This is a genomic window from Rheinheimera pacifica, from assembly GCF_024809855.1.
In the GTDB taxonomy this organism is placed as follows: Bacteria; Pseudomonadota; Gammaproteobacteria; order Enterobacterales; family Alteromonadaceae; genus Alishewanella; species Alishewanella pacifica_A.
The window spans coordinates 173,078-192,139 of the sequence record NZ_JANUEM010000002.1 but is presented as its reverse complement, the minus strand read 5'-3'; the positions used below and the strand labels follow the sequence as shown (position 1 = coordinate 192,139).

At 48.8% G+C, this 19,062-nt stretch carries 16 protein-coding genes; 4 read left to right on the top strand and 12 right to left on the bottom strand.

The window, feature by feature from the left end; genetic code table 11:
• Nucleotides 1-71: 71 nt before the first annotated feature.
• From M2404_RS03800 to M2404_RS03790, 3 genes are all read left to right on the top strand, one after another.
• Nucleotides 72-1,922 carry a choice-of-anchor I family protein gene (locus M2404_RS03800; protein ID WP_259238401.1) on the top strand — a complete coding sequence of 617 codons (1,851 nt, stop codon included), beginning with the start codon at nt 72-74 and terminating at the stop codon, nt 1,920-1,922.
• A 231-nt stretch (nt 1,923-2,153) separates the two neighbouring features.
• Nucleotides 2,154-6,557 (top strand): beta-propeller fold lactonase family protein, encoded by a 4,404-nt coding sequence (locus M2404_RS03795; RefSeq protein WP_259238400.1) that lies wholly within the window; start codon nt 2,154-2,156, stop codon nt 6,555-6,557.
• A 180-nt stretch (nt 6,558-6,737) separates the two neighbouring features.
• Nucleotides 6,738-7,760 carry a CNNM domain-containing protein gene (locus M2404_RS03790; protein WP_259238399.1) on the top strand — a complete coding sequence of 341 codons (1,023 nt, stop codon included), beginning with the start codon at nt 6,738-6,740 and terminating at the stop codon, nt 7,758-7,760.
• Between the two features lie 60 nt (nt 7,761-7,820).
• On the opposite strand, the gene M2404_RS03785 is transcribed toward M2404_RS03790, so the two are convergent.
• The 4 genes from M2404_RS03785 to nudE form a co-directional block, all read right to left on the bottom strand.
• A complete protein-coding gene (locus M2404_RS03785; protein ID WP_259238398.1) occupies nt 7,821-9,440 on the bottom strand; it encodes a methyl-accepting chemotaxis protein in 1,620 nt (539 codons plus the stop codon).
• Between the two features lie 189 nt (nt 9,441-9,629).
• Nucleotides 9,630-11,231: a phosphoenolpyruvate carboxykinase (ATP) gene (gene pckA / locus M2404_RS03780; RefSeq protein ID WP_259238397.1), complete on the bottom strand. Its 1,602-nt coding sequence runs from the start codon at nt 11,229-11,231 to the stop codon at nt 9,630-9,632.
• A gap of 252 nt (nt 11,232-11,483) precedes the next feature.
• Nucleotides 11,484-12,314, bottom strand: coding sequence for a 3'(2'),5'-bisphosphate nucleotidase CysQ (cysQ, locus tag M2404_RS03775; RefSeq protein WP_259238396.1), 831 nt, complete (start codon nt 12,312-12,314; stop codon nt 11,484-11,486).
• Nucleotides 12,292-12,891, bottom strand: a complete 600-nt coding sequence (gene nudE / locus M2404_RS03770) for an ADP compounds hydrolase NudE (RefSeq protein ID WP_259238395.1) — start codon at nt 12,889-12,891, stop codon at nt 12,292-12,294. The genes cysQ and nudE overlap by 23 nt, the downstream gene beginning before the upstream one ends.
• Before the next feature lie 59 nt (nt 12,892-12,950).
• On the opposite strand from nudE, the gene yrfG reads away from it, so the two are divergent.
• Complete coding sequence (gene yrfG / locus M2404_RS03765) at nt 12,951-13,622, top strand: GMP/IMP nucleotidase (RefSeq protein ID WP_259238394.1); 672 nt, start codon at nt 12,951-12,953, stop codon at nt 13,620-13,622.
• 17 nt (nt 13,623-13,639) lie between these two features.
• On the opposite strand, the gene M2404_RS03760 is transcribed toward yrfG, so the two are convergent.
• From M2404_RS03760 to gspG, 8 genes are read right to left on the bottom strand one after another with little or no spacing between them, the layout of a single operon-like run.
• A complete protein-coding gene (locus M2404_RS03760) occupies nt 13,640-14,383 on the bottom strand; it encodes a type II secretion system protein N (protein ID WP_259238393.1) in 744 nt (247 codons plus the stop codon).
• 8 nt (nt 14,384-14,391) lie between these two features.
• Nucleotides 14,392-14,862, bottom strand: a complete 471-nt coding sequence (gene gspM, locus M2404_RS03755) for a type II secretion system protein M (RefSeq protein ID WP_259238392.1) — start codon at nt 14,860-14,862, stop codon at nt 14,392-14,394.
• Nucleotides 14,859-16,046 carry a type II secretion system protein GspL gene (gene gspL, locus M2404_RS03750; protein ID WP_259238391.1) on the bottom strand — a complete coding sequence of 396 codons (1,188 nt, stop codon included), beginning with the start codon at nt 16,044-16,046 and terminating at the stop codon, nt 14,859-14,861. The genes gspM and gspL overlap by 4 nt, the downstream gene beginning before the upstream one ends.
• Nucleotides 16,043-17,029: a type II secretion system minor pseudopilin GspK gene (gene gspK / locus M2404_RS03745; protein ID WP_259238390.1), complete on the bottom strand. Its 987-nt coding sequence runs from the start codon at nt 17,027-17,029 to the stop codon at nt 16,043-16,045. The genes gspL and gspK overlap by 4 nt, the downstream gene beginning before the upstream one ends.
• Complete coding sequence (gene gspJ, locus M2404_RS03740; protein WP_259238389.1) at nt 17,026-17,649, bottom strand: type II secretion system minor pseudopilin GspJ; 624 nt, start codon at nt 17,647-17,649, stop codon at nt 17,026-17,028. The genes gspK and gspJ overlap by 4 nt, the downstream gene beginning before the upstream one ends.
• Nucleotides 17,642-18,010 carry a type II secretion system minor pseudopilin GspI gene (gene gspI / locus M2404_RS03735; protein ID WP_259238388.1) on the bottom strand — a complete coding sequence of 123 codons (369 nt, stop codon included), beginning with the start codon at nt 18,008-18,010 and terminating at the stop codon, nt 17,642-17,644. The genes gspJ and gspI overlap by 8 nt, the downstream gene beginning before the upstream one ends.
• Nucleotides 18,007-18,606, bottom strand: coding sequence for a type II secretion system minor pseudopilin GspH (gspH, locus tag M2404_RS03730; protein ID WP_259238387.1), 600 nt, complete (start codon nt 18,604-18,606; stop codon nt 18,007-18,009). The genes gspI and gspH overlap by 4 nt, the downstream gene beginning before the upstream one ends.
• Nucleotides 18,606-19,061 (bottom strand): type II secretion system major pseudopilin GspG, encoded by a 456-nt coding sequence (gene gspG, locus M2404_RS03725; protein WP_259238386.1) that lies wholly within the window; start codon nt 19,059-19,061, stop codon nt 18,606-18,608. Before gspG ends, gspH begins: the two co-directional genes overlap by 1 nt.
• Nucleotide 19,062: the final 1 nt, after the last annotated feature.

Below are 19,062 nucleotides of genomic sequence, written 5' to 3'. Positions count from 1 at the left end.
TGCCATAACGCTTTCATTTTTCTTGTTTATGTTAAAGGGCTAGTATTCTACCCCTTAGGAAACAAGCCATAATGAAAACCCGTTATCTGTTAAGCGCACTGGCACTGGCAGTGCTTACTGCCTGTAATTCATCTGATAACACGGAACCTGTTGTCACTGAACCTGTAGTGCAAACACCTGCAACATTAAGCTTAAGTTTGTTAGGCCGCCACAGTAGTGGCGAGTATCTGGTTAGTGCCGCTGAAATTACCGCTTACGACCCGGATAGCCAACGCGCTTTTGTAGTTAATGCGCAATCTGGTGTAGTGGATGTGCTGTACCTGATTGACCCGCAAAACCCGGTATATCTTGATAGCATCAGCGCCACAGCAATAGCAGAACATGCCGTAGTTAACAGCGTAGCGGTGCATAATGGCCTGGTGGCGCTGGCCATTGAAAGTGCCCCGAAAACAGACCGTGGTTTTGTTGCGGTATATAACGCCGCAGATCTGAGCCTGCGCGACAGTATTGAGGTAGGCGCCCTGCCAGATATGCTGACCTTTACCCCCGATGGCAACTATATACTGGTAGCCAACGAAGGCGAACCCAGCGACGACTACCAAATAGACCCCGAAGGTTCTGTCAGTATAATCAATGTTAGCAACCCTGATGTATTGTTTGCTGCCACAGCCGATTTCCGCACTTTTAATAGTAAAAAAGCCGAGCTAAAAACTGCTGGTGTACGTATTTTCGGCCCCAACGCCAGCGTAGCGCAGGATTTAGAGCCAGAATACATAACCGTGTCAGCCGATAGCAAAACGGCCTGGGTTAGCTTGCAGGAGAACAATGCTCTGGCCGTACTGGATATTGTCTCAGCAACCATTACTGATATTCTGCCACTTGGCTATAAAGATCATGGCATTGATGGCAATGGCATTGCTGCCAGCGATACACAAAGCGAGATAAATATTGCGCTGTGGCCGGGTTTGGTAGGTATGTACCAGCCAGATACTATCGCCAGTTACACCGTGGACGACGCTACCTATATTGTGACCGCCAATGAAGGCGATGCCCGTGCCTGGGGAGAAACCAACCCGGCATACTGGAATGGCGATGCCAGCCAGGGTTTTGTTGAAGAAATCCGCTTTAAGCACCTGTTCCATAAAAGCGGTTTTGCCCGTCGTGTCGGCGAAGACATGCCGCCACAGCTTATTAGTCTGGCGGCAGGTGCTTTGCTCAACCCGGAAGTATTTGCCTATTGCGGTGCAGAACCGGGTGAACCTGGTAACTGCCGTGAAGATGATGTGCTGGGCCGTTTAACCGTGGCCTGGACCGATGGTTATCGTAAAGACGCCAACGGCAATCCGGTGCTGTTTAACAGCAACGGCGTTGAAGACGAAAACGGTGACCGCCTGATGTACGACCAGGTATATGCCTATGGTGGCCGCTCTTTTGCCATCTGGTCTGCCACTGGTGAACTGGTATGGGATTCAGGCGATTTCTTTGAACAGTATCTGGCAAGTAGCGAGTGCAAGCTTGGCAGTGCCCGCGATATTGCCTGTGCTGACTATTTTAACTCTAACCACAGCGCCGGTAGCAGCTTTGGTAACCGCAGCGATAACAAAGGGCCTGAGCCGGAAGCGCTGGCTATTGGCAGCTTTGGTGAGAAAACCTTCGCTTTTGTTGGCTTAGAGCGCATGGGCGGCATAATGGTATTTGATATCAGTACACCTACAGCCCCTGTTTTTGTTGATTACCTCAATACCCGTGAAGACTGGACGACAGCCGATCCCGGCACTACACTGGCAAATGCCGGAGATTTGGGGCCTGAAGGCATTACTTTTGTTAGTGCAGAAAACTCACCTAACGGTAAACCGCTGCTGATTATCGGTAATGAAGTGAGCGGCACCACGGCAATATATCAGATTAATTTAATTTATTAAGCCTTCCCACAAGCAGGCCGCAAATGCGGCCTGCACCCAAAATAGAAAATAGGAAGATAATATAATATTGTTATGGCAATGATATTTTTAGATTTACAGCCCATTAATTACTTTATGTAAAGAATAAATTTTTATAATTTCCAATGTATTAAGCTCTATTTCTGTTCCCTCCCGGAAAAACCTATGCTATTTCTGATGAAAATATATCATCCTTTGTAAACGGAAACTTGCATGAGCAATGCCAGCCCCAAATGGTTTAGTACTATTTTATTTTCGTTCCTGCTTTTTAGTTTTACTTTGCTAAGTAACCCTGTGTCTGCAGATGCCGTCAACTACATTGAAACTCAGGCCAATATTGATACCTCATTGAACGCTGTTAGCGACGTTGCGGTAAGCCAGGATGGCCGTTTTATTTATACAGCCTCTACCAGCTCAAGTGCTGTCAGCGTTTTCGAACGTGATTTGGTCACCGGCACGTTGACATATCGAAGTAAGAATACAGGTATTCCTGCTGCATTCAGCGTTGATGTCAGCAGCGACAATAAAAATGTCTATGCGGCCTCTCCTACCGGCCAAGCTATACATACTTTTTCTCGCGATATAACAACAGGAGCACTCACTAAGGTAGGCGAAGTTACGAATATCGGCGGCTCCAGCGGTTTTGTTTCTGTCAGTGTCAGCCCGGATAACAAACATGTGTATGGTGTCGGTGGCTATCCAAATGCAAATGGACTGGTGGTATTTAACCGTGATCAGACCACAGGTGCATTGACTGTATTGCATGATTATAAAGACAACGTCAATGACCACGCGTTGGGTCAATTATTTAGTAACACAACCAGCCCGATTAAAAACATTGTTACCAGTGCTGACGGTCAGTTTGTGTATGTTACATCCACGGCCGATCACGCGGTTACCCTGTTTAGCAGAAATGCGAATACCGGTGCGTTAACTCAGGTAGCAGTTTATAAAGACGGCGTTGATGGTGTGGATGGGCTTCAGGCTGCCTCATCAGCTAAACGCTCACCAGACGGACAACACCTTTATATTTCCGGGCAGGGTGAGAATTCAGTAGCGATATTCAGTATCAATAACACCTCGGGTGAGTTGACCTATCTGAGTAAAATGATGAATGGAGTGGATGGTGTTGATTCGCTTACAGGTGCGCGCAGTCTTGCAGTAAGCCCGGATGGCCGCTATGTGCTGGCGAGTGCAATTACCGACGATGCGGTTACTGTGTTTGAGCGCAATGCTTCTACCGGTTTATTAACGCTGGCGACTGCGGTAAAGAACCTTACCAATGGTGTAACCGGTTTGGATGGTCCTTCCGGCATGAGTACCGACCCATTAAACCGCCATCTTTATGTGGCAGGCCAGGCAGCCAGTAGCCTGGTAGTATTCTCTTTACCTACTCCGGCAATTAGTTTAAGCCAGACGACTGCAACTGCTCAGGTACAGGGTGCGGCTGTAACTCTGGATAATATGCTGGAAATTTTCGATTCAGACAGCAATAACCTGCTGTCTGCTGTTGTGTCGGTAGAAAGCGGCTTTATCAGCACTGACACTCTGGCGGTACAAAGCATTACAGGTATTACTGCGTCCTATGACAGTGCAAGCGGAATACTGGCACTGAGTGGTATGGCTTCACTGGCAGATTACCAGACAGTATTAAGAACGCTGACATATCAGGCCGGTGCAGATCCATCTCTGGCTCCAGGTGATCATTCAACCAGAGCTATTGGCCTGCAGGTAACCGATGAAGACGGTAACACCAGCGCAACTATCGTTATTAATGTCACTGTTGAAAAATCAGATGCTGTTCCTGCTACCCTGAGCTTTAACAGCCAGGGCGGCACTGCCGTAGCAAATATAGAAACGACAGCCGGTGCCAACGTAACACTGCCAGCAGCACCGGATCATACCGGCCACAGCTTTACCGGCTGGAATACAGCTGCTAACGGTTCAGGAACAATGTACAGTGCCGCCGGCAGTTTCGTTATGCCAGCAGTAAACACAACCCTGTACGCACAATGGGTTGTAAACCAATACACCCTGACCTTTGACAGCGCCGGTGGCTCTGCTATTGCACCTATTACTGCCAATTTCGGCAGGGCGATTACTGCACCTGCAGATCCTACGAAGGAAGGCCATGCCTTTACCGGTTGGTCACCAGTAGTACCTGCTACAATGCCTGCGCAGAATATGACATTTACAGCTTCATACACCGCAGCTTTGGTTACAGTAACAGCTACCGTAACCGGTGAAGCCAGCATTAGCCCGGCCAGCCAGCAGGTGCCTTATGGCAGTGCAGCAACTATTAACTTAAGCCTGACAAACGCTGATGACATTGTCAGGCTGTCCAGCAGTGATAATTGTGCAGCGGCTTTATCTGGAAACCAGATTATAACGGCAGTATTAAGAGCCGATTGCGCGATTACGGTTAACGTTTATCCAAATACCAGCATAGAGAAAGGCTCTGCTGAACCGCTTGTCAGTAATGCCGTTGTCAGTTTCCGTTTTGTTGGCGGTGCAGGCAGCAAAAATCTGTCTCAGGTTTCATTGTTACGCTCTGGTACTGAAAGCGTACTGGAGCAAACAGATGCAGACGCTTTACTGACCGTTCAGGAAGATGGCAGCTACTTATTCAGTGCCAACCGCACCGGACGTTATACGCTGGAGTTTATCGATGCAGTGTCCGGAGAATTGCTACAGGTAACATTCGATGTACTGCCTTATCTGGCGTTTACTTCAAGCCGGCAGCCGGTGCAGCAAGATGTTAAATCTACCTTACGGGTTTGGTTAAGCGATGAACCGATTGAATATCCTGTTATCGCTACGGTGGTTACAGATGGCGCTAGCATGACCACCCAGAAAATTGAACTGGCTGCGCAGCATCAGTTACGCCGCACTTATGAAGTTACTGCAACCAACACAACGGCACGGATCACCCTGCAATCTACCGGGATCACTAATGCACACCTGGGAACACCGTCTGTGCATGATTTGGTCGTGCAGCAAGCCATACCAGCTCTGGCGTTGAAAGTGACCGCTGTGCAGAATGAACTGGCTACTTATGTGGTAACACAAAATGATGGCCCGGTAACGTTATCAGCCAGCGAGCTGAATGCTGTTGCTGCTACCTATAGCTGGGCTGCCTCAGGTGATCTGGACCTACAGACCGGGGATACATCGGCAAGTTTTGATCCGGTAAATCTGGCTGCAGGTCGTTATACCATTACAGTTAATGCTGAATCAGCTGATGGCCGGGAAGGAAAGTACGAGCTAGCACTACGTGTAGTGGCCAGCTGCCCATTTGAGAGCTGTGCCGGCATTTCTGCTATCCCGGCTTCGGAAAATGCCTTTGCTGCTACACCAAACCGTATACCTTTATGCCCGAATGCCACCCAAAACAACAGAGTTGGCAGTTGTCAGTCTGAAGCCTCTCAAAAGCTGTATGCTGAAGTGGCAAATCAATACCAGTTAACTCTGGGAACAATAACCGAAGAGCAGTCATGGGGATCTGGCCAGTTTGGTATAGCAGTGACTGATCAAACATTGGCTGATCCGGATTTCAATCAGTTAGGTCTGGTCATAAACTTTGATATAACCGGCCTGGAAATCCCCGGAGAAGCGGTATCTATCGCTATTCCGCTGCCTGCGGGCTCCACTATCCCGGCAAATTCGGTATGGCGTAAATATATCAACGGCCAATGGCAAAACTTTGTAGTCGATGCGGCAAACAAAATTGACAGTTCAGCCCGCGATGCGCTGGGTCAGTGTCCTGGTGTATCTTCTGATATATGGAGTAGCGGTTTAACGGCAGGCCATGCCTGTATCCGTCTAACTATAGAAGATGGCGGCCCGAATGACGATGACGGTCAGGCAAATAATTTAATCCGGGATCCGGGTGTGTTGGCAGTTGCTGTTGAGCCAGTGGTTCCTGTTCCGCCAAAAGAAGTAAAAGCCAGGTCGGGTGGTAGTTTCGGCGCTTTGTCAGCACTGGTTTTAGCAGCTATTGCAGCACTGCGGCAACGTAAATTATGGCTTGTAGCAGCGGTGTTACCACTTAGCGTATCAGCGCAATCTGTATACCTTGGAGCCGATGGCCTGTATGTAAACAGCGATACCAGCAGTGCCGAACTAACCAGCCGCCTGAACCAGTCTGGTATTACGGGCCAAGCTGTATTGGATAACGATAACCGTAGCGGAATTCGTCTCTACGCAGGTACGCAGATCACCTCAAATGTGGCAATAGAGTTTGGCTGGTTAGACTTGGGTTCTATTGATACTGATTTTACCGGGCTGGCTTCCACCACATCCGTAGAGCAACTTAAAGCCATTACTCCAAGATCTGGTCGTGGAGTAGAGCTTAGCCTGTTGTGGCAACCCACTGTTATTGCCGAACGCCTGACGCCTGGTTTGCGTGCCGGTTATTGGGTTATGGAGAGTAAAACCCGGTTTGATGGCGGCACAGAATATACCAGGCTGCAACAAAGCGAAAATATACCTTTTGTCGAAGCTCAGCTTCAGTGGCGTTTAGATCAAAACTGGTCGTTGAAAGTTGCTGCCAGCTACTATGATGTAGACAATGCCTCTATTCGGGGAATACAACTGGGCGTGATTCATCGTTTTTAAAGCTAATGTGTTGTAAATCAACTTCCTGCGGAGGTAATTTTATAACTGCGATAAAAGCGATAAACAATATTTATAGCGCCTGATATACGAGCCACACTGTTATTGTGTGGCTCGCTTTTTTGTAGCATCACCTTTATACTGCTCCTGTCTTAGTAAAACGGAGTGTTGTAACCAACCTGTATGAGCCTTTTAATTGCTTTTGTCGTTCTGTCAATAGCTGTATCCTTTATCTGTTCTATTCTCGAAGCAGCCTTGCTATCGATAACCCCAAGCTATATTGCCCAGCAAAAATTAACCCGGCCTAAGCTGTATGAACAGCTCAAAGTGTTAAAAGACAAGATAGATCAGCCATTGGCGGCTATTCTTACGCTAAACACTGTTGCCCACACTGTAGGCGCTACCGGAGTAGGTGCCCAGGTTACAGTAGTATTTGGTGACGGTTATCTGGGTATTGCTTCGGCGATAATGACTATTCTTATTCTGGTGCTGTCAGAAATTATGCCTAAAACCATAGGTGCACGTTACTGGCCGCAACTGACACCTATACTGCCTTTTATGCTTAACGGCATGATTACACTGTTAAAGCCATTTATCTGGTTATCAGATCAAATCATGAAGCTGTTTGGTGGTGGCCATCATGAGCATGACTTACGCCAGGAAATTAAAGCCCTGACAGTTCTCGGCCGTGAGTTAAACAAGCTGGACGAAGACGAGCAGCGTGTTATCGCCAATATCCTTGATTTACACGATATAAAAGTGCGCGACATTATGACACCGCGTACCGTGTGCGAAACCGCCAGCCCGGAGGAAACACTGGAGAAATTTGCTGAACGCGTTAAGGTAGGCCAGTTCTCACGCTACCCGGTACTGGATAAAGATGAGGCACCGATGGGCATCGCCTTTCGTTACGATATGCTGAATATTACTGACCAGAAAACCGTAGCTGATTTAATGAAACCGGTTAAAGTTATTTCAGACAAAATGAGCGCCGAGCAGTTGATGGCCCAACTGATGCATGAACGCCAGCATATGTGTTTAGTGTACGACGAATACGGCACTTGGTTGGGCCTGGTTACAATGGAAGATGTGATTGAAACCATTATCGGCCAGCCCATTATGGATGAAACCGACGATATTCCGAATATGCGCCGCTTTGCCAAACGCCGCTGGGAACACAAAATGAAGAACCTGTCGGAAGACTAACTAACACTTCACGCTATAAAACAGGCCGCAATTGCGGCCTGTTTTATTACTGCAAAAATGCTACACCTTAAACTTACTTACCAGCGTATTCAGTTCAATAGCCAGACGAGACAGTTCAGATGCACTGGCGGTGGTTTGATTTGAACCTGCTGCGGTCTGGGCAGCTAAATCACTGATAGTCACTATGTTGCGGTCTATTTCGCGCGCTACTTTGGACTGCTCTTCTGCAGCACCGGCGATAACATGGTTTTGATCGCTGATAGCCATAATGTTTTCGGCGATCAGCTCCAGCGCATCGGCAGCAGCTTTGACAACATTTTGCGCATTATCGGCATTGCCACTGATCAACTGCATCGCATTTACCGCTTCTTTGGCGGATGACTGCACTTGTTGAATCATCTGCTCAATTTCACCGGTAGAGGTTTGAGTGCGATGCGCCAGGCTGCGCACTTCATCGGCTACCACGGCAAAACCGCGGCCAGCCTCACCGGCACGCGCAGCTTCTATAGCAGCATTAAGTGCCAGCAAGTTAGTTTGGTCTGCTACATTGCGGATAACTTCCAACACTTGATTTATAGAGGATACTTTCTCGGCCAGGGTGTTAATAACAGTAGTGCTCTGGCGCACATCGGCATTCATTTTCTCAATCACGCTACGGGTTTGTACCACTTTTTGCGTACCGTCTTTGGCCAGATTAGCCGATTGCGATGAAGCTTCAGAGGTTTTCATTGCCGTACCGGCTACTTCATCTACCGCAGAACTCATTTCGGTAATAGCAGTTGCTGCTTGTTGTACTTCATCATTTTGCAGTTGCAGTGCTTTGGCAGATTCATCGGTAACCACATTCAGCTCTTCTGCCGCTGATGCCAGTTGGCTGGACGAACTCGAAATATGGCTGATAGCATCACGCAGCTTTTGCTGCATTTGCGCCAGTGCTGTAGCCAGCTGGCTCAGCTCATCACTGCCTTCTACCGCAACTTGCTGGGTGAGATCGCCATCGGCAATGTACTGTGCAGATACCACCGCCTGTGCCAGCGGCTGATTAATACTGCGGGAGATAAAAATGGCAATGAGCAGCGCAGTTATAACAGCTATAACAATAAGCACACTAACCGCCCATATCGCAGTATCATAGGTTGCGATAGCCTTTGCCCTGCCATCATCCGCTGCTTTTTGATTCAAATCGGTGAGTTGCAGTAAAATACTGCTGATCTGGTCTGTTAATGGGTTCATCTGATCCAGCAAATCGGTTGCCGCACCCACCTCATCTTTTAAGAGTAATTCTATCGCGCGTTGTTGTAACTCGTAGTATTGCTGTTTAACACTGCCAAAATCGTTGTATAGCTTGCGCTCTTCCGGTGTGTATATAAATACTGCATAATCTTTTTCGGCTTTATTTACTGCTTCTCTTAAGTCAGTAATAGCCTGAATAGTAGGGCCCTCCTGCTGAATATCTAACGTCAGCAATAGCCGCAGTGTTAGCGCCCTGGCACTGGTAATGTTGATTTCAACATCGCGTACGGCATTGATAGATGGCATTATATTGGTTTCTAATAAATCAGCCTGCGTACGCACGGCAGACAAACTTTGCAAACTAAATAAGCCTGTTACCGCCAGCAACAGTGCCAGCGCACCGAAAGCGGCCAGCAGCCGTTTCTGGATCGAAATTTTTCTTAACATCGGTTACCTCTGTCGCCACATTATGAAGCACTGCAAAATAGGGCTTACTTACTAGTTACCCTAGCAAACCTAGCCCTAAACTACTAATGATATTACTGTTGCACATAGTAGCAGGATATTTGCGACAACAGCATAAGCGCCAGTATAAAAAAAGGCCGCATAAGCGGCCAGATAGATATTTATAAAAAACTACAACTGCGGGCCTGCAGCTACTAAAGCTTTGCCTTCATCGTTGTCAGTAAATTTAACAAAGTTATCGACAAAACGTTTGGCTAAATCTTTCGCTTTCAGCTCCCACTCTGCTGCATTAGCATAAGTGTTACGCGGGTCCAGAATCGACACATCATCCACGCCTTGCAGCACAGTTGGCATGGCCAGATTAAAGTATGGCAGTTGCACAAACTCGGTGTTTTCAATGCTGCCATCTAAAATGGCATCAATAATGGCACGCGTGGCTTTAATGGAAATACGCTTACCGCTGCCATTCCAACCGGTATTAACCAGATAAGCTTCGGCGCCCGATGCCGCCATACGCTTGCCTAATACCTCGGCGTACTTAGTTGGATGCAGGCTTAAAAATGCCGCACCAAAGCAACTGGAGAAGGTGGGGGTGGGCTCAGTAATACCACGCTCAGTACCGGCCAACTTGGCAGTAAAGCCCGACAGGAAATGGTACTTAGCCTGCTCTTTGGTTAACTTAGATACCGGTGGTAATACACCAAAAGCATCAGCAGTTAAGAAAATCACTTTTTTCGCGTGGCCCGCTTTAGACACCGGGGTAACAATATTATCGATATGATAAATCGGGTAAGACACCCGGGTGTTTTCAGTTTTAGAGCTATCGTTAAAATCAATTTCACCGTCAGCTGATACGGTTACGTTTTCCAGCAGGGCATCACGGCGAATAGCGTTGTAGATATCCGGCTCGTTTTCCTTCGACAGGTTAATGGTTTTGGCGTAACAGCCACCTTCAAAGTTAAATACGCCGTCATCGTCCCAGCCATGCTCGTCATCGCCAATCAACTGGCGTTTGGGATCAGTTGACAAGGTGGTTTTACCGGTGCCGGATAAACCAAAAAATACCGCCACATCGCCGTCTTTACCCACATTAGCCGAGCAGTGCATAGAAGCAATACCCTGCAGCGGTAAAAAGTAGTTCATCATCGAGAACATACCTTTTTTCATTTCACCGCCGTACCAGGTACCGCCAATCAGTTGAATACGCTCAGTCAGGTTAAAGGCAACAAAATTCTCTGAATTCAGGCCCTGTTGCTGCCAGTTCGGGTTAGTGCATTTGGCACCGTTCATAACAATGAAATCTGGCTTGTAAGTTTTCAGCTCGGCATCCGTCGGGCGGATAAACATGTTTTTAACGAAATGCGCCTGCCAGGCCACTTCGGTAATAAAACGCACAGCTAAACGGGTATCGGCGTTAGCGCCACAGAAAGTATCTACAACAAACAAGCGCTTGCCAGAAAGCTGACGGGTTACCAGCGCTTTCAGATCAGCCCATACTGCAGGTGTAATTGCTTTGTTGTCGTTTTTACCTTGATCAGACCACCACACAGTGTCGCGCGTAGTGTCGTCGCGTACTATGTATTTGTCTTTTGGCGAACGGCCGGTAAAGATACCGGTATCAACTGAAACCGCGCCCAGTGTAGTCAGTTTGCCTTGTTCATAGCCTTGTAAATCACTGCGGGTTTCCTCCGCAAATAGTTGATCATACGAAGGGTTATAAATGATTTCCGTGACATCTGTGATGCCGTATTGGCCCAGATCCATATCGGACATGATGTAACTCCTAAGGGTACTGTAGGTAAGGGTGCAGTCTCTGGCGGACTTAATTTTCGGTATTTTTGTCACAATATGCTGTTTTTCTGTGCAAAAACCCGGCTACATAATAGCGTTTTGCCAGCATAAAAGATAGCTTGAAAATGCGCTGATTTGGCTAAAAACCGCGCCAGCTCTGGATTTGATGCCCCAGTTGTTTTTACAAATTAGTATTTTACAACCCTTTGTAACCCATACCGAAAGCTTTCAGCTTCAGGCGGTAAGGCTGCGTTCGGTAGGTCGGGATTTAATTAATTTGGGCCACGGAATGCTGGCTTGCCCCATCACCATAAAGTCAGGGTTTGCCAAAGTATCGCGCTGGTTGTAGCTTAATGGGGTAAATTCACTGTCAAGAATTTTACCGCCGGCTTCTTCAACAATAACATGCACTGCACCGGTGTCCCACTCGCCGGTAGGGCCCAGACGCATATAACAATCGGCTTTGCCTTCTGCCACCAGACAGCTTTTTAATGAACAACTGCCAAGGGCAATATATTCCACATCGTGCTGGCTTTGCAGTAAATCGACTATCGGTTGCAACGGCTGGCGCCGGCTAACCGCTATTTTCAGGGTTTGCCCGGCCTGATGCTGGTTAACCCGCATCCGGTTAATCAGGTTACGCCGTTGCTTAAAAGCACCATTTCCCCGGCTGGCATAGTACATAATATCTTCTTTGGGCCAGTAAATAACACCAAGCGCAGGCCAGCCATGTTCAACCAGCGCAATGCTGACAGCAAAATCACCGCTTTTTGCAACAAACTCCTGGGTACCATCCATAGGATCGATAAGCCAGTAACGAGGCCAGTGCTGGCGCTGTGCCAGCGGAATAAGGTGGGATTCTTCTGAAATAATCGGGATACTGGGGGTCAGCTCAGACAAACGGTTAATGATAATACGGTTGGCGGCCAGATCGGCTGAGGTTACCGGGCTTAAATCGGCCTTTTGCTGTTGCTGAAAATCACCGCTTTGATATAGCTGCCATAGCTCTGCGCCGGCTTCTCTGGCCGCAGATTTAACAGGGTCAAGCAGTCTGCTTAAAAACATCCGGGTTTGCTTCCAAATATTGCTGCGCTAATAGCAGAGCGGCGACACTTCTGGCTTCAGTAAAATCGGCCTGCTGTAACAGAGCTTCGCTGTTTTTCCGCGCCCATGGTACCAGCTCAAGTGGCTCGGGTTCGTCACCTTCAAGGCTTTGTGCATATAAATCAAAGGCCAGAACTATATGCATTGTAGCATTAAAATAGCCCGGGGCTAAGGCCAGTGATTTCAGTTGTACAAAACGCTGCGCGCCAAACCCAATTTCTTCTTTTAGCTCACGGTTTGCAGCAGTGAGTATATCTTCGCCCGGATCAATCAAACCTTTTGGAAAGCCCAACTGGTAATCATGGGTGCCGGCACAATACTCACGGATCAGATAAAAATGTTCTGCATCAGGGCAGGCAATAATCATTACCGCACCCCGGCCACTACCACGCATACGCTCGTAGGTGCGCTGCTCACCATTACTGAACATCAATTCCAGTTGTTCAATTTTAAATAAGCGGCTTTGCGCAACAATATCTGTACTTAAAATTTCAGGTTTTTGCTTGCTGCTGTGTTTGTCATCCTGCCGCTGCGCCATGCTGCCACCTCTGGTACAATCCAATGCTGCTACTATAAAACGATTAACAGGAAAAACCTATGCTGAACTGGGCTGAAATTGATACCGTGCTGCTGGATATGGACGGTACTTTGCTGGATCTGCACTTTGACAATTACTTCTGGCTGCAACACCTGCCTAAGCGCTGGGCCGAAATTAGCGGTATTACCGTTGCTGATGCAGAAACACAATTAAAAGCCGAGTACGCCGAGCTTACCGGTAAGCTGGAATGGTATTGTCTGGATTACTGGGGTAAGCGCCTGCAACTGCCGATTAACGAGTTAAAGCGCGAAGTGATGCATAAAATTGCTATGCGTGCCGATGTGCCGGAATTTCTTACCGCGTTAAAACAAAGTAGCCGCCAGATAGCCCTGGTAACCAATGCCCACCCGGATAGTTTATCGCTTAAAATTGAGCGTACCGAGCTGGCCAGTTATATCGACACACTGATCTCTACCCACGAATTTGGTGTTACCAAAGAAAACTGGGCACTGTGGCAGAAACTGCAGCAACGGCTCTGTTTTAACCCGCAGCGTACCTTGTTTGTTGACGACAGCCTGCCAATTTTAAAAGCCGCACAGGATTTTGGTATTAAGCACTTGCTGGCCGTAGCCAACCCCGACAGCCAGCAATTAAGCCGGCAAATTACTGAATTTCCGGCCATTACCGACTACACCGTACTGCTGGATGATATTCGTAACTACCGCAGTTAAACCAATAAGATCAAAGCTTAGAAACTGATCCGATAACGGCCCTGTGCATCGGGTTTACCGAGGAATTGCATCGCCTGATGCACTTCTTCTGGCATATCGGCTTCGGGCTTTAGCGTACCGTTTACCAGCAGTTGCTGCGCGTTAATTACCGCTTTAATATCCAGCCCCAGCCGGTTAGCGCCGTCGGTTGTCAGCACTATAGTGCCATCAGCACAGCTTAACTCACCAAACAGGCTTTGCAGCTCAAGCCAGGTGCCGGTTGGCGTTTGTAAGCGGGCATCCTGCCAGCTGGCCTGGCCATTTAAAGCCTTGCACCAGGGCTGGCCCTGGCTAAATTCTGCTACATCCAACACCAGTTCGCCGCTGGCGTCTACCGGCAATGGCAAGGGTAACATAGGCACCAGCTGCGCTACCGGCAGCTTTAACAGGCTGTTTTGCAAAGCGCCACCGCCAAAGCCATAACTGGCAGTCGCTTTTACATAAGGTTGGGCCGGGTTTTGTGCACTACCGCTTTGCAGTTCAAACTGCAGCTTGCCGGTAAATAAGCGCCAGGGGCTTAATGACCACTGCAGGTTGTCAAACTGCAATTGCTGATAACGTAGACCGGCCACTTCACCCTGCCATAAAGTGCCTGACACTGTGCCCAATTGTAATTGGGCCGGAATTGGCACCAGCTTTAGCCACCAGCTGGCTGGCGTTAATAACAACGTAAATACTAAATAGCTGATTACACCAATAACAATAAGTTTGGTTTTTGACATAGCTTTGCTTACTCCACTACCATACGCCGCACCCGCACTATGCCGGGTGAGTCAGCAGTGGCTACGTCTAAATTTACCAGTTTTACACCATGCTGATACTGCAACGCATGCAGCCAGCTTAACAGTTTTTCGAAACTAACGTCTTCCAGCATCAGTGTTAGCTGTTCGTTTTGTGGTTGCATCCGGCTAACACTAATACCGCTGCTGCGCGCACTGTTACTGATAATTTGTGCCAGGCTGCCGCCACTGCGTGCAGTAGTAACCGAAGCTGCTTTTAACTGCGGCAGCAATTGCTGTAGCTGGTTAAGCTGGCGCTGGGCGCTTTGCACTTTTTGTTGCTGTACATCCCGGGCCTGATGCAGCGGCTGCCACAACATCCAGTAAAATAAACCTAGCACCACTACTACTGCCGCACCGGCAACCAACCGTTGTTCGCGTTGTTGTAACCCTGTCCACCAGGTTAAAAACTGCTGTTTCATACTTTGCCCCGCATCGCGACACTGCCTTGCACCTTGCCGCCGTCGTTACTCAGCGCGCCCTGCTCAACAATAAAACCAGCCTGTTCCAGCGCTGTTTTTAAACGCTCAAAACTCTGAAAACCTTCGCCTTTGGCCTGAAAGCGCAACTCGGCGCGTTTGCCGTCAAAACGCAGGTTTTCCAGGCTGATGTCAGGCACTTTTGCCAGTTGTTGTTGCAGGCTGTCCAGCAACGCCAGAAAACTTTGTTCATTACTACCCCCGACAGCTGCAAGTTTTTGCTGCATTTGCAGGTTAAGGTTAACCACCCGCTCATCCGGAAAGGCCTGCTGGTAAACACTAAGGCTTTGTTGTTGCAGTGCAGCACTTTGCCGCCCTAACTGCCAGTTAGTTAAACCCAGTTGCAGTATATAGAGAGTTAAACAAGCGCCGGCCAGAATAGCGCTACTGCGCCATAGCTGTAAGTGCCGGTTAACCTGGCGCTTGGGTTTGTATTCACCCTGCAGCAGCGTAAAGCTGTTCTGGCTTAACTGGCTGGCCAGCAAGGCTAATGGTAATTCCGGCTCTGCCAGTTGATGCGGCTGCATCAGTTCAGCTGGCCAGGGGCTGTAGCTGGTTAACATTGGCAACGCTGCCAGCTGCAGGTAATCGGCCCACCAGGCAGCATCAATGGCGGCAACCTGCCAGCTACTGTGCTTTAGCAACCACTGATCATGCAACTGAATACAGGCGGGTAGCTGCTGCTCGGGCAGTAATAACGCGTCGGGCACCATGCGGCTAACGGTAAAACCGGCACTTTGTAAAGCATCAAGCCATTGCTGCAACCGCTGGTGCTGACATACTGCTACTTGCTGGCTGTACTGGCCATCGTGGTGCACTACGTCACCCAGCGCCAGAAACAGCTGCTCAATGTCTTCGGCATGATCTTCTTCAAGCATATAAGGCAGTGCCTGCAGCAATTGCCGGTTAGGCTTACCCGGCAGATTTACCTGCTTTAGTACCACATCGGATGCCGGCACCAGCGCCACCACAGGCCGGTTACCCAGCCTTACGGCCAATTCCGGCAATTGTTCAGTACCGGTAAGTTCGCCGCTGGCGATCACTTCCTGATTATGGCTGGCCCACACCAGCCAACTGATGCTTTGTTCTGCCCGGCTACCTAGCCGGATCACCAACTGTTCACTCACCCCTGGCCTCCAAATCGCCGGGCCAATACTTTGACCTGATTATTATCATTTATTTTAAGTACCGACGTTAATACAAAGCCGCTTTCCAGATAGGCCGCTGTCGCTGTTAGCTGAAAACTGTCTGATTTAAGCGCCAGCATACTTTTCGCTTCTTCCGGCACGGTAATCGCACTAAGTTCGGCGGTGGCAAACAGCTCTTCCAATGTGGTAAAGCCTTCTTCCGGCCGGTTAGCGATAATATCCAGTGCGGCCTGCTCTGTCAGTTCAGGGATCAGCGCAGCCAGTATCACCGCAGTGTTTTCGGTCAGCGTATTGATATTCAGCAATAAGCGGTTATCCTCCGGCACCACACAAATAAAAGGTGCCAGTAACTGGTAATCTGCCGGTGTTATATCCAGTATTACCCGTAGCTCCGACACACTGGCCATCAGGCTGTTAGCAGCGTAATACGGAAACCGCAGCGCAGCATAGTCATCATCTTCGGCACTACCGGCCGTGCTTAGCAGGCTGTCTTCGTCGAGCCAGTCGCCCAGCCGCGCCGTAAGGTATTCTGCCGGCATAGATAAATCGGCTGCTTTTAGCTCCAGTAAGCGCTGAAAAGCTTTTTGTGCCGCGCTTTGCTCTATTCTGCCACCACTTTGCGGCGTAACATTTTGCAGCGCATTTAAGTTAAAACAACTGCGCAAATCAGTAATATCACCGGCTATGGTGCCATTTTCTACCGGAAAAGTAGCACCGGCTAACGCCCAGTTTTGCGACAGGTTTACTGTTTCCTGCCCGGCTAGCTCGCGCGTCAGCAGCACGCGGGCAAACTGCTCGGCACTCATGGCATACCAGAATGCCTGCTGTTGCTGCTGCATATTTTGTTGGCGTTGTAGCTGCAACTGCAAGCGGCCGGTCATATTTACTGCAATCACCACTACGATGGCAATAATCATTAGTACCGCAACCAGCGCTACGCCGGATTGCTTATGCGGCTTCATTCTATTGCTCCTGCGGCAACGGCAGCATCAGGTAGCATAAATATACGCTCTAAGCGACCAAGGTTTTCATCAACCAAGGTAATACGCACTGCAGCAGGGAAGTTCGCATCCTGCCAGCGTTCCCGCCATTCGTCACCCTGCAGGTAATGCACTTCAAACCCGGATAGGCCGCTTTGTAACTGCTGCACTTTAGGCTCAGTACCAGTAACTGCATCCGGGTACAGCGTAAATAAGCGTTGTAAGGTACCTTCCTGCAGCCGGTAAGCAACAGTTTGAATTTCACTACGAGGTAAAATCATGCCCGGGTTACGCCAGCCCTGCCGGGCAAAGCTGACACCATGGTCTTCGCTTTCTAATAAAAACTTTTCACCAAACAAACGGTATTTTTGCGCGGCTTCGCCATCAAGCCGCACATGGCGCACGCTGATTTGCATAAAGTCACGCTCCAGCATCAGCATAGTGCGCTGCAACTGTACCAGCCGCTCACTGGCTTGCTGCGATAGCTCATCGCTTTGCGTTACGCTGGTTAATACTGCTACCGACGCCAGCCCCACCAAAGCAAAAATGGCTGCCGCCAGCAACATTTCAATAAAGGTAAAGCCACTGTTTGCCTTAACCACCGGGTTTGCCCCTGTAGCTTTGTAACTGAAACAACACCTGATCCGGCGATTCTGCCAGGCTGACACTGATTTGTATCAGGCGCAAATCTTCATCCGGTACTCTGGTTAGTTGCTGCTGCCATAACCAGTTACGGTTAGCCATTTCTACCTGGCCCTGATCTTTTTCTTTGCCTGGCCACTCAGTTTCTATCATCGCCAGTTGCATCTGATTGTTGGCAATGTAACTAGCCATAGTTAAATCATCCAACTGGCTTAAACTACGGATATGGGCAGAGCTGGACTGCATAATCGCCATACCGGCGGTAGCAAAAATGGCCATTGCTACCAATAGCTCCAACAGGGTAAAGCCGTTACGTTTCATGGCAGCTCCGCAGATACCGGTGTACGGTTAAGCGGTATGGCAAAATCGGTCGATACTGCGCTGTACAGTGGTGTCAGATCTGAGTTCTCGATCAGCAACAGCTGAAACGGGCTGATTTCGCCCGACGACAGCACAAATACCTGTGGCAACACCGGCACTTTGCTATCTTCACTGGTTTGCCTGTCGTCGTCATCCAGTTGCCAGTCCAGTTGGCTCAGCAGGTTGGTTTCCTCACCGGGCAAACCTTCCAGCTCCAGCTTTAAGGCAATATCCCGCGGTAATGTATATTGCCGTAAACCGGCCGGTTCATTAGCCTCAGCCCATTTGCCTTCGCTGTTGTTGTAATATAAAAAGCCGTAGCGGTCGGGTAACACATATAAGCCCCATTCCTGCTGCTTTAACATGGCGGTTTCTGCCACAAACTGAAATAATTGCTGAAACCGCTCGGCTTCTTTTTCCAGCCGCTCTTCGCGTGATTCACCAGTAAAATTCATCACCACGGTGGTGGCCAGCAAACCAATCAGCAACATTACCAGCATTACCTCAACCAGGGTAAAGCCAGAGCTACGACGCTGAATAGCTGGCAGCGAGAGCATTAGTTGTTTGAATTCCCGTTGGCATCCAGGTTCCAGTTACCGATGTCATCATCAGTACCGGCAGTACGATCCGGGCCTTTACTTAAAATATCAATACGGCCTACCTGGCCCGGGCTGATCAGAATGTAATCTTCATCCCATGGATCTTTCGGTAAACGGCGGATAAAGCCACCTTCCGGAAATGAACGCGGCACAGGTTGTGACGTTGGCGCATTAACCAGCGCCTGCATGCCTTGTTCTGTGGTGGGGTAAAAGCCATTGCGCAACCGGTACATATCCAGTGCGCTTTCCAGTTGCTGGATATCTACTATTGCCTTTTGCCGTGCAGCAGCTTCCTGGTTACCTATCAGATTCGGCACCACCATACTGGCAATAATGCCCAGAATAACAATAACCACCATGACTTCTAACAGCGTAAAACCGCTGTGCTGTTTGAATTTGTGTTGCCTTAACATA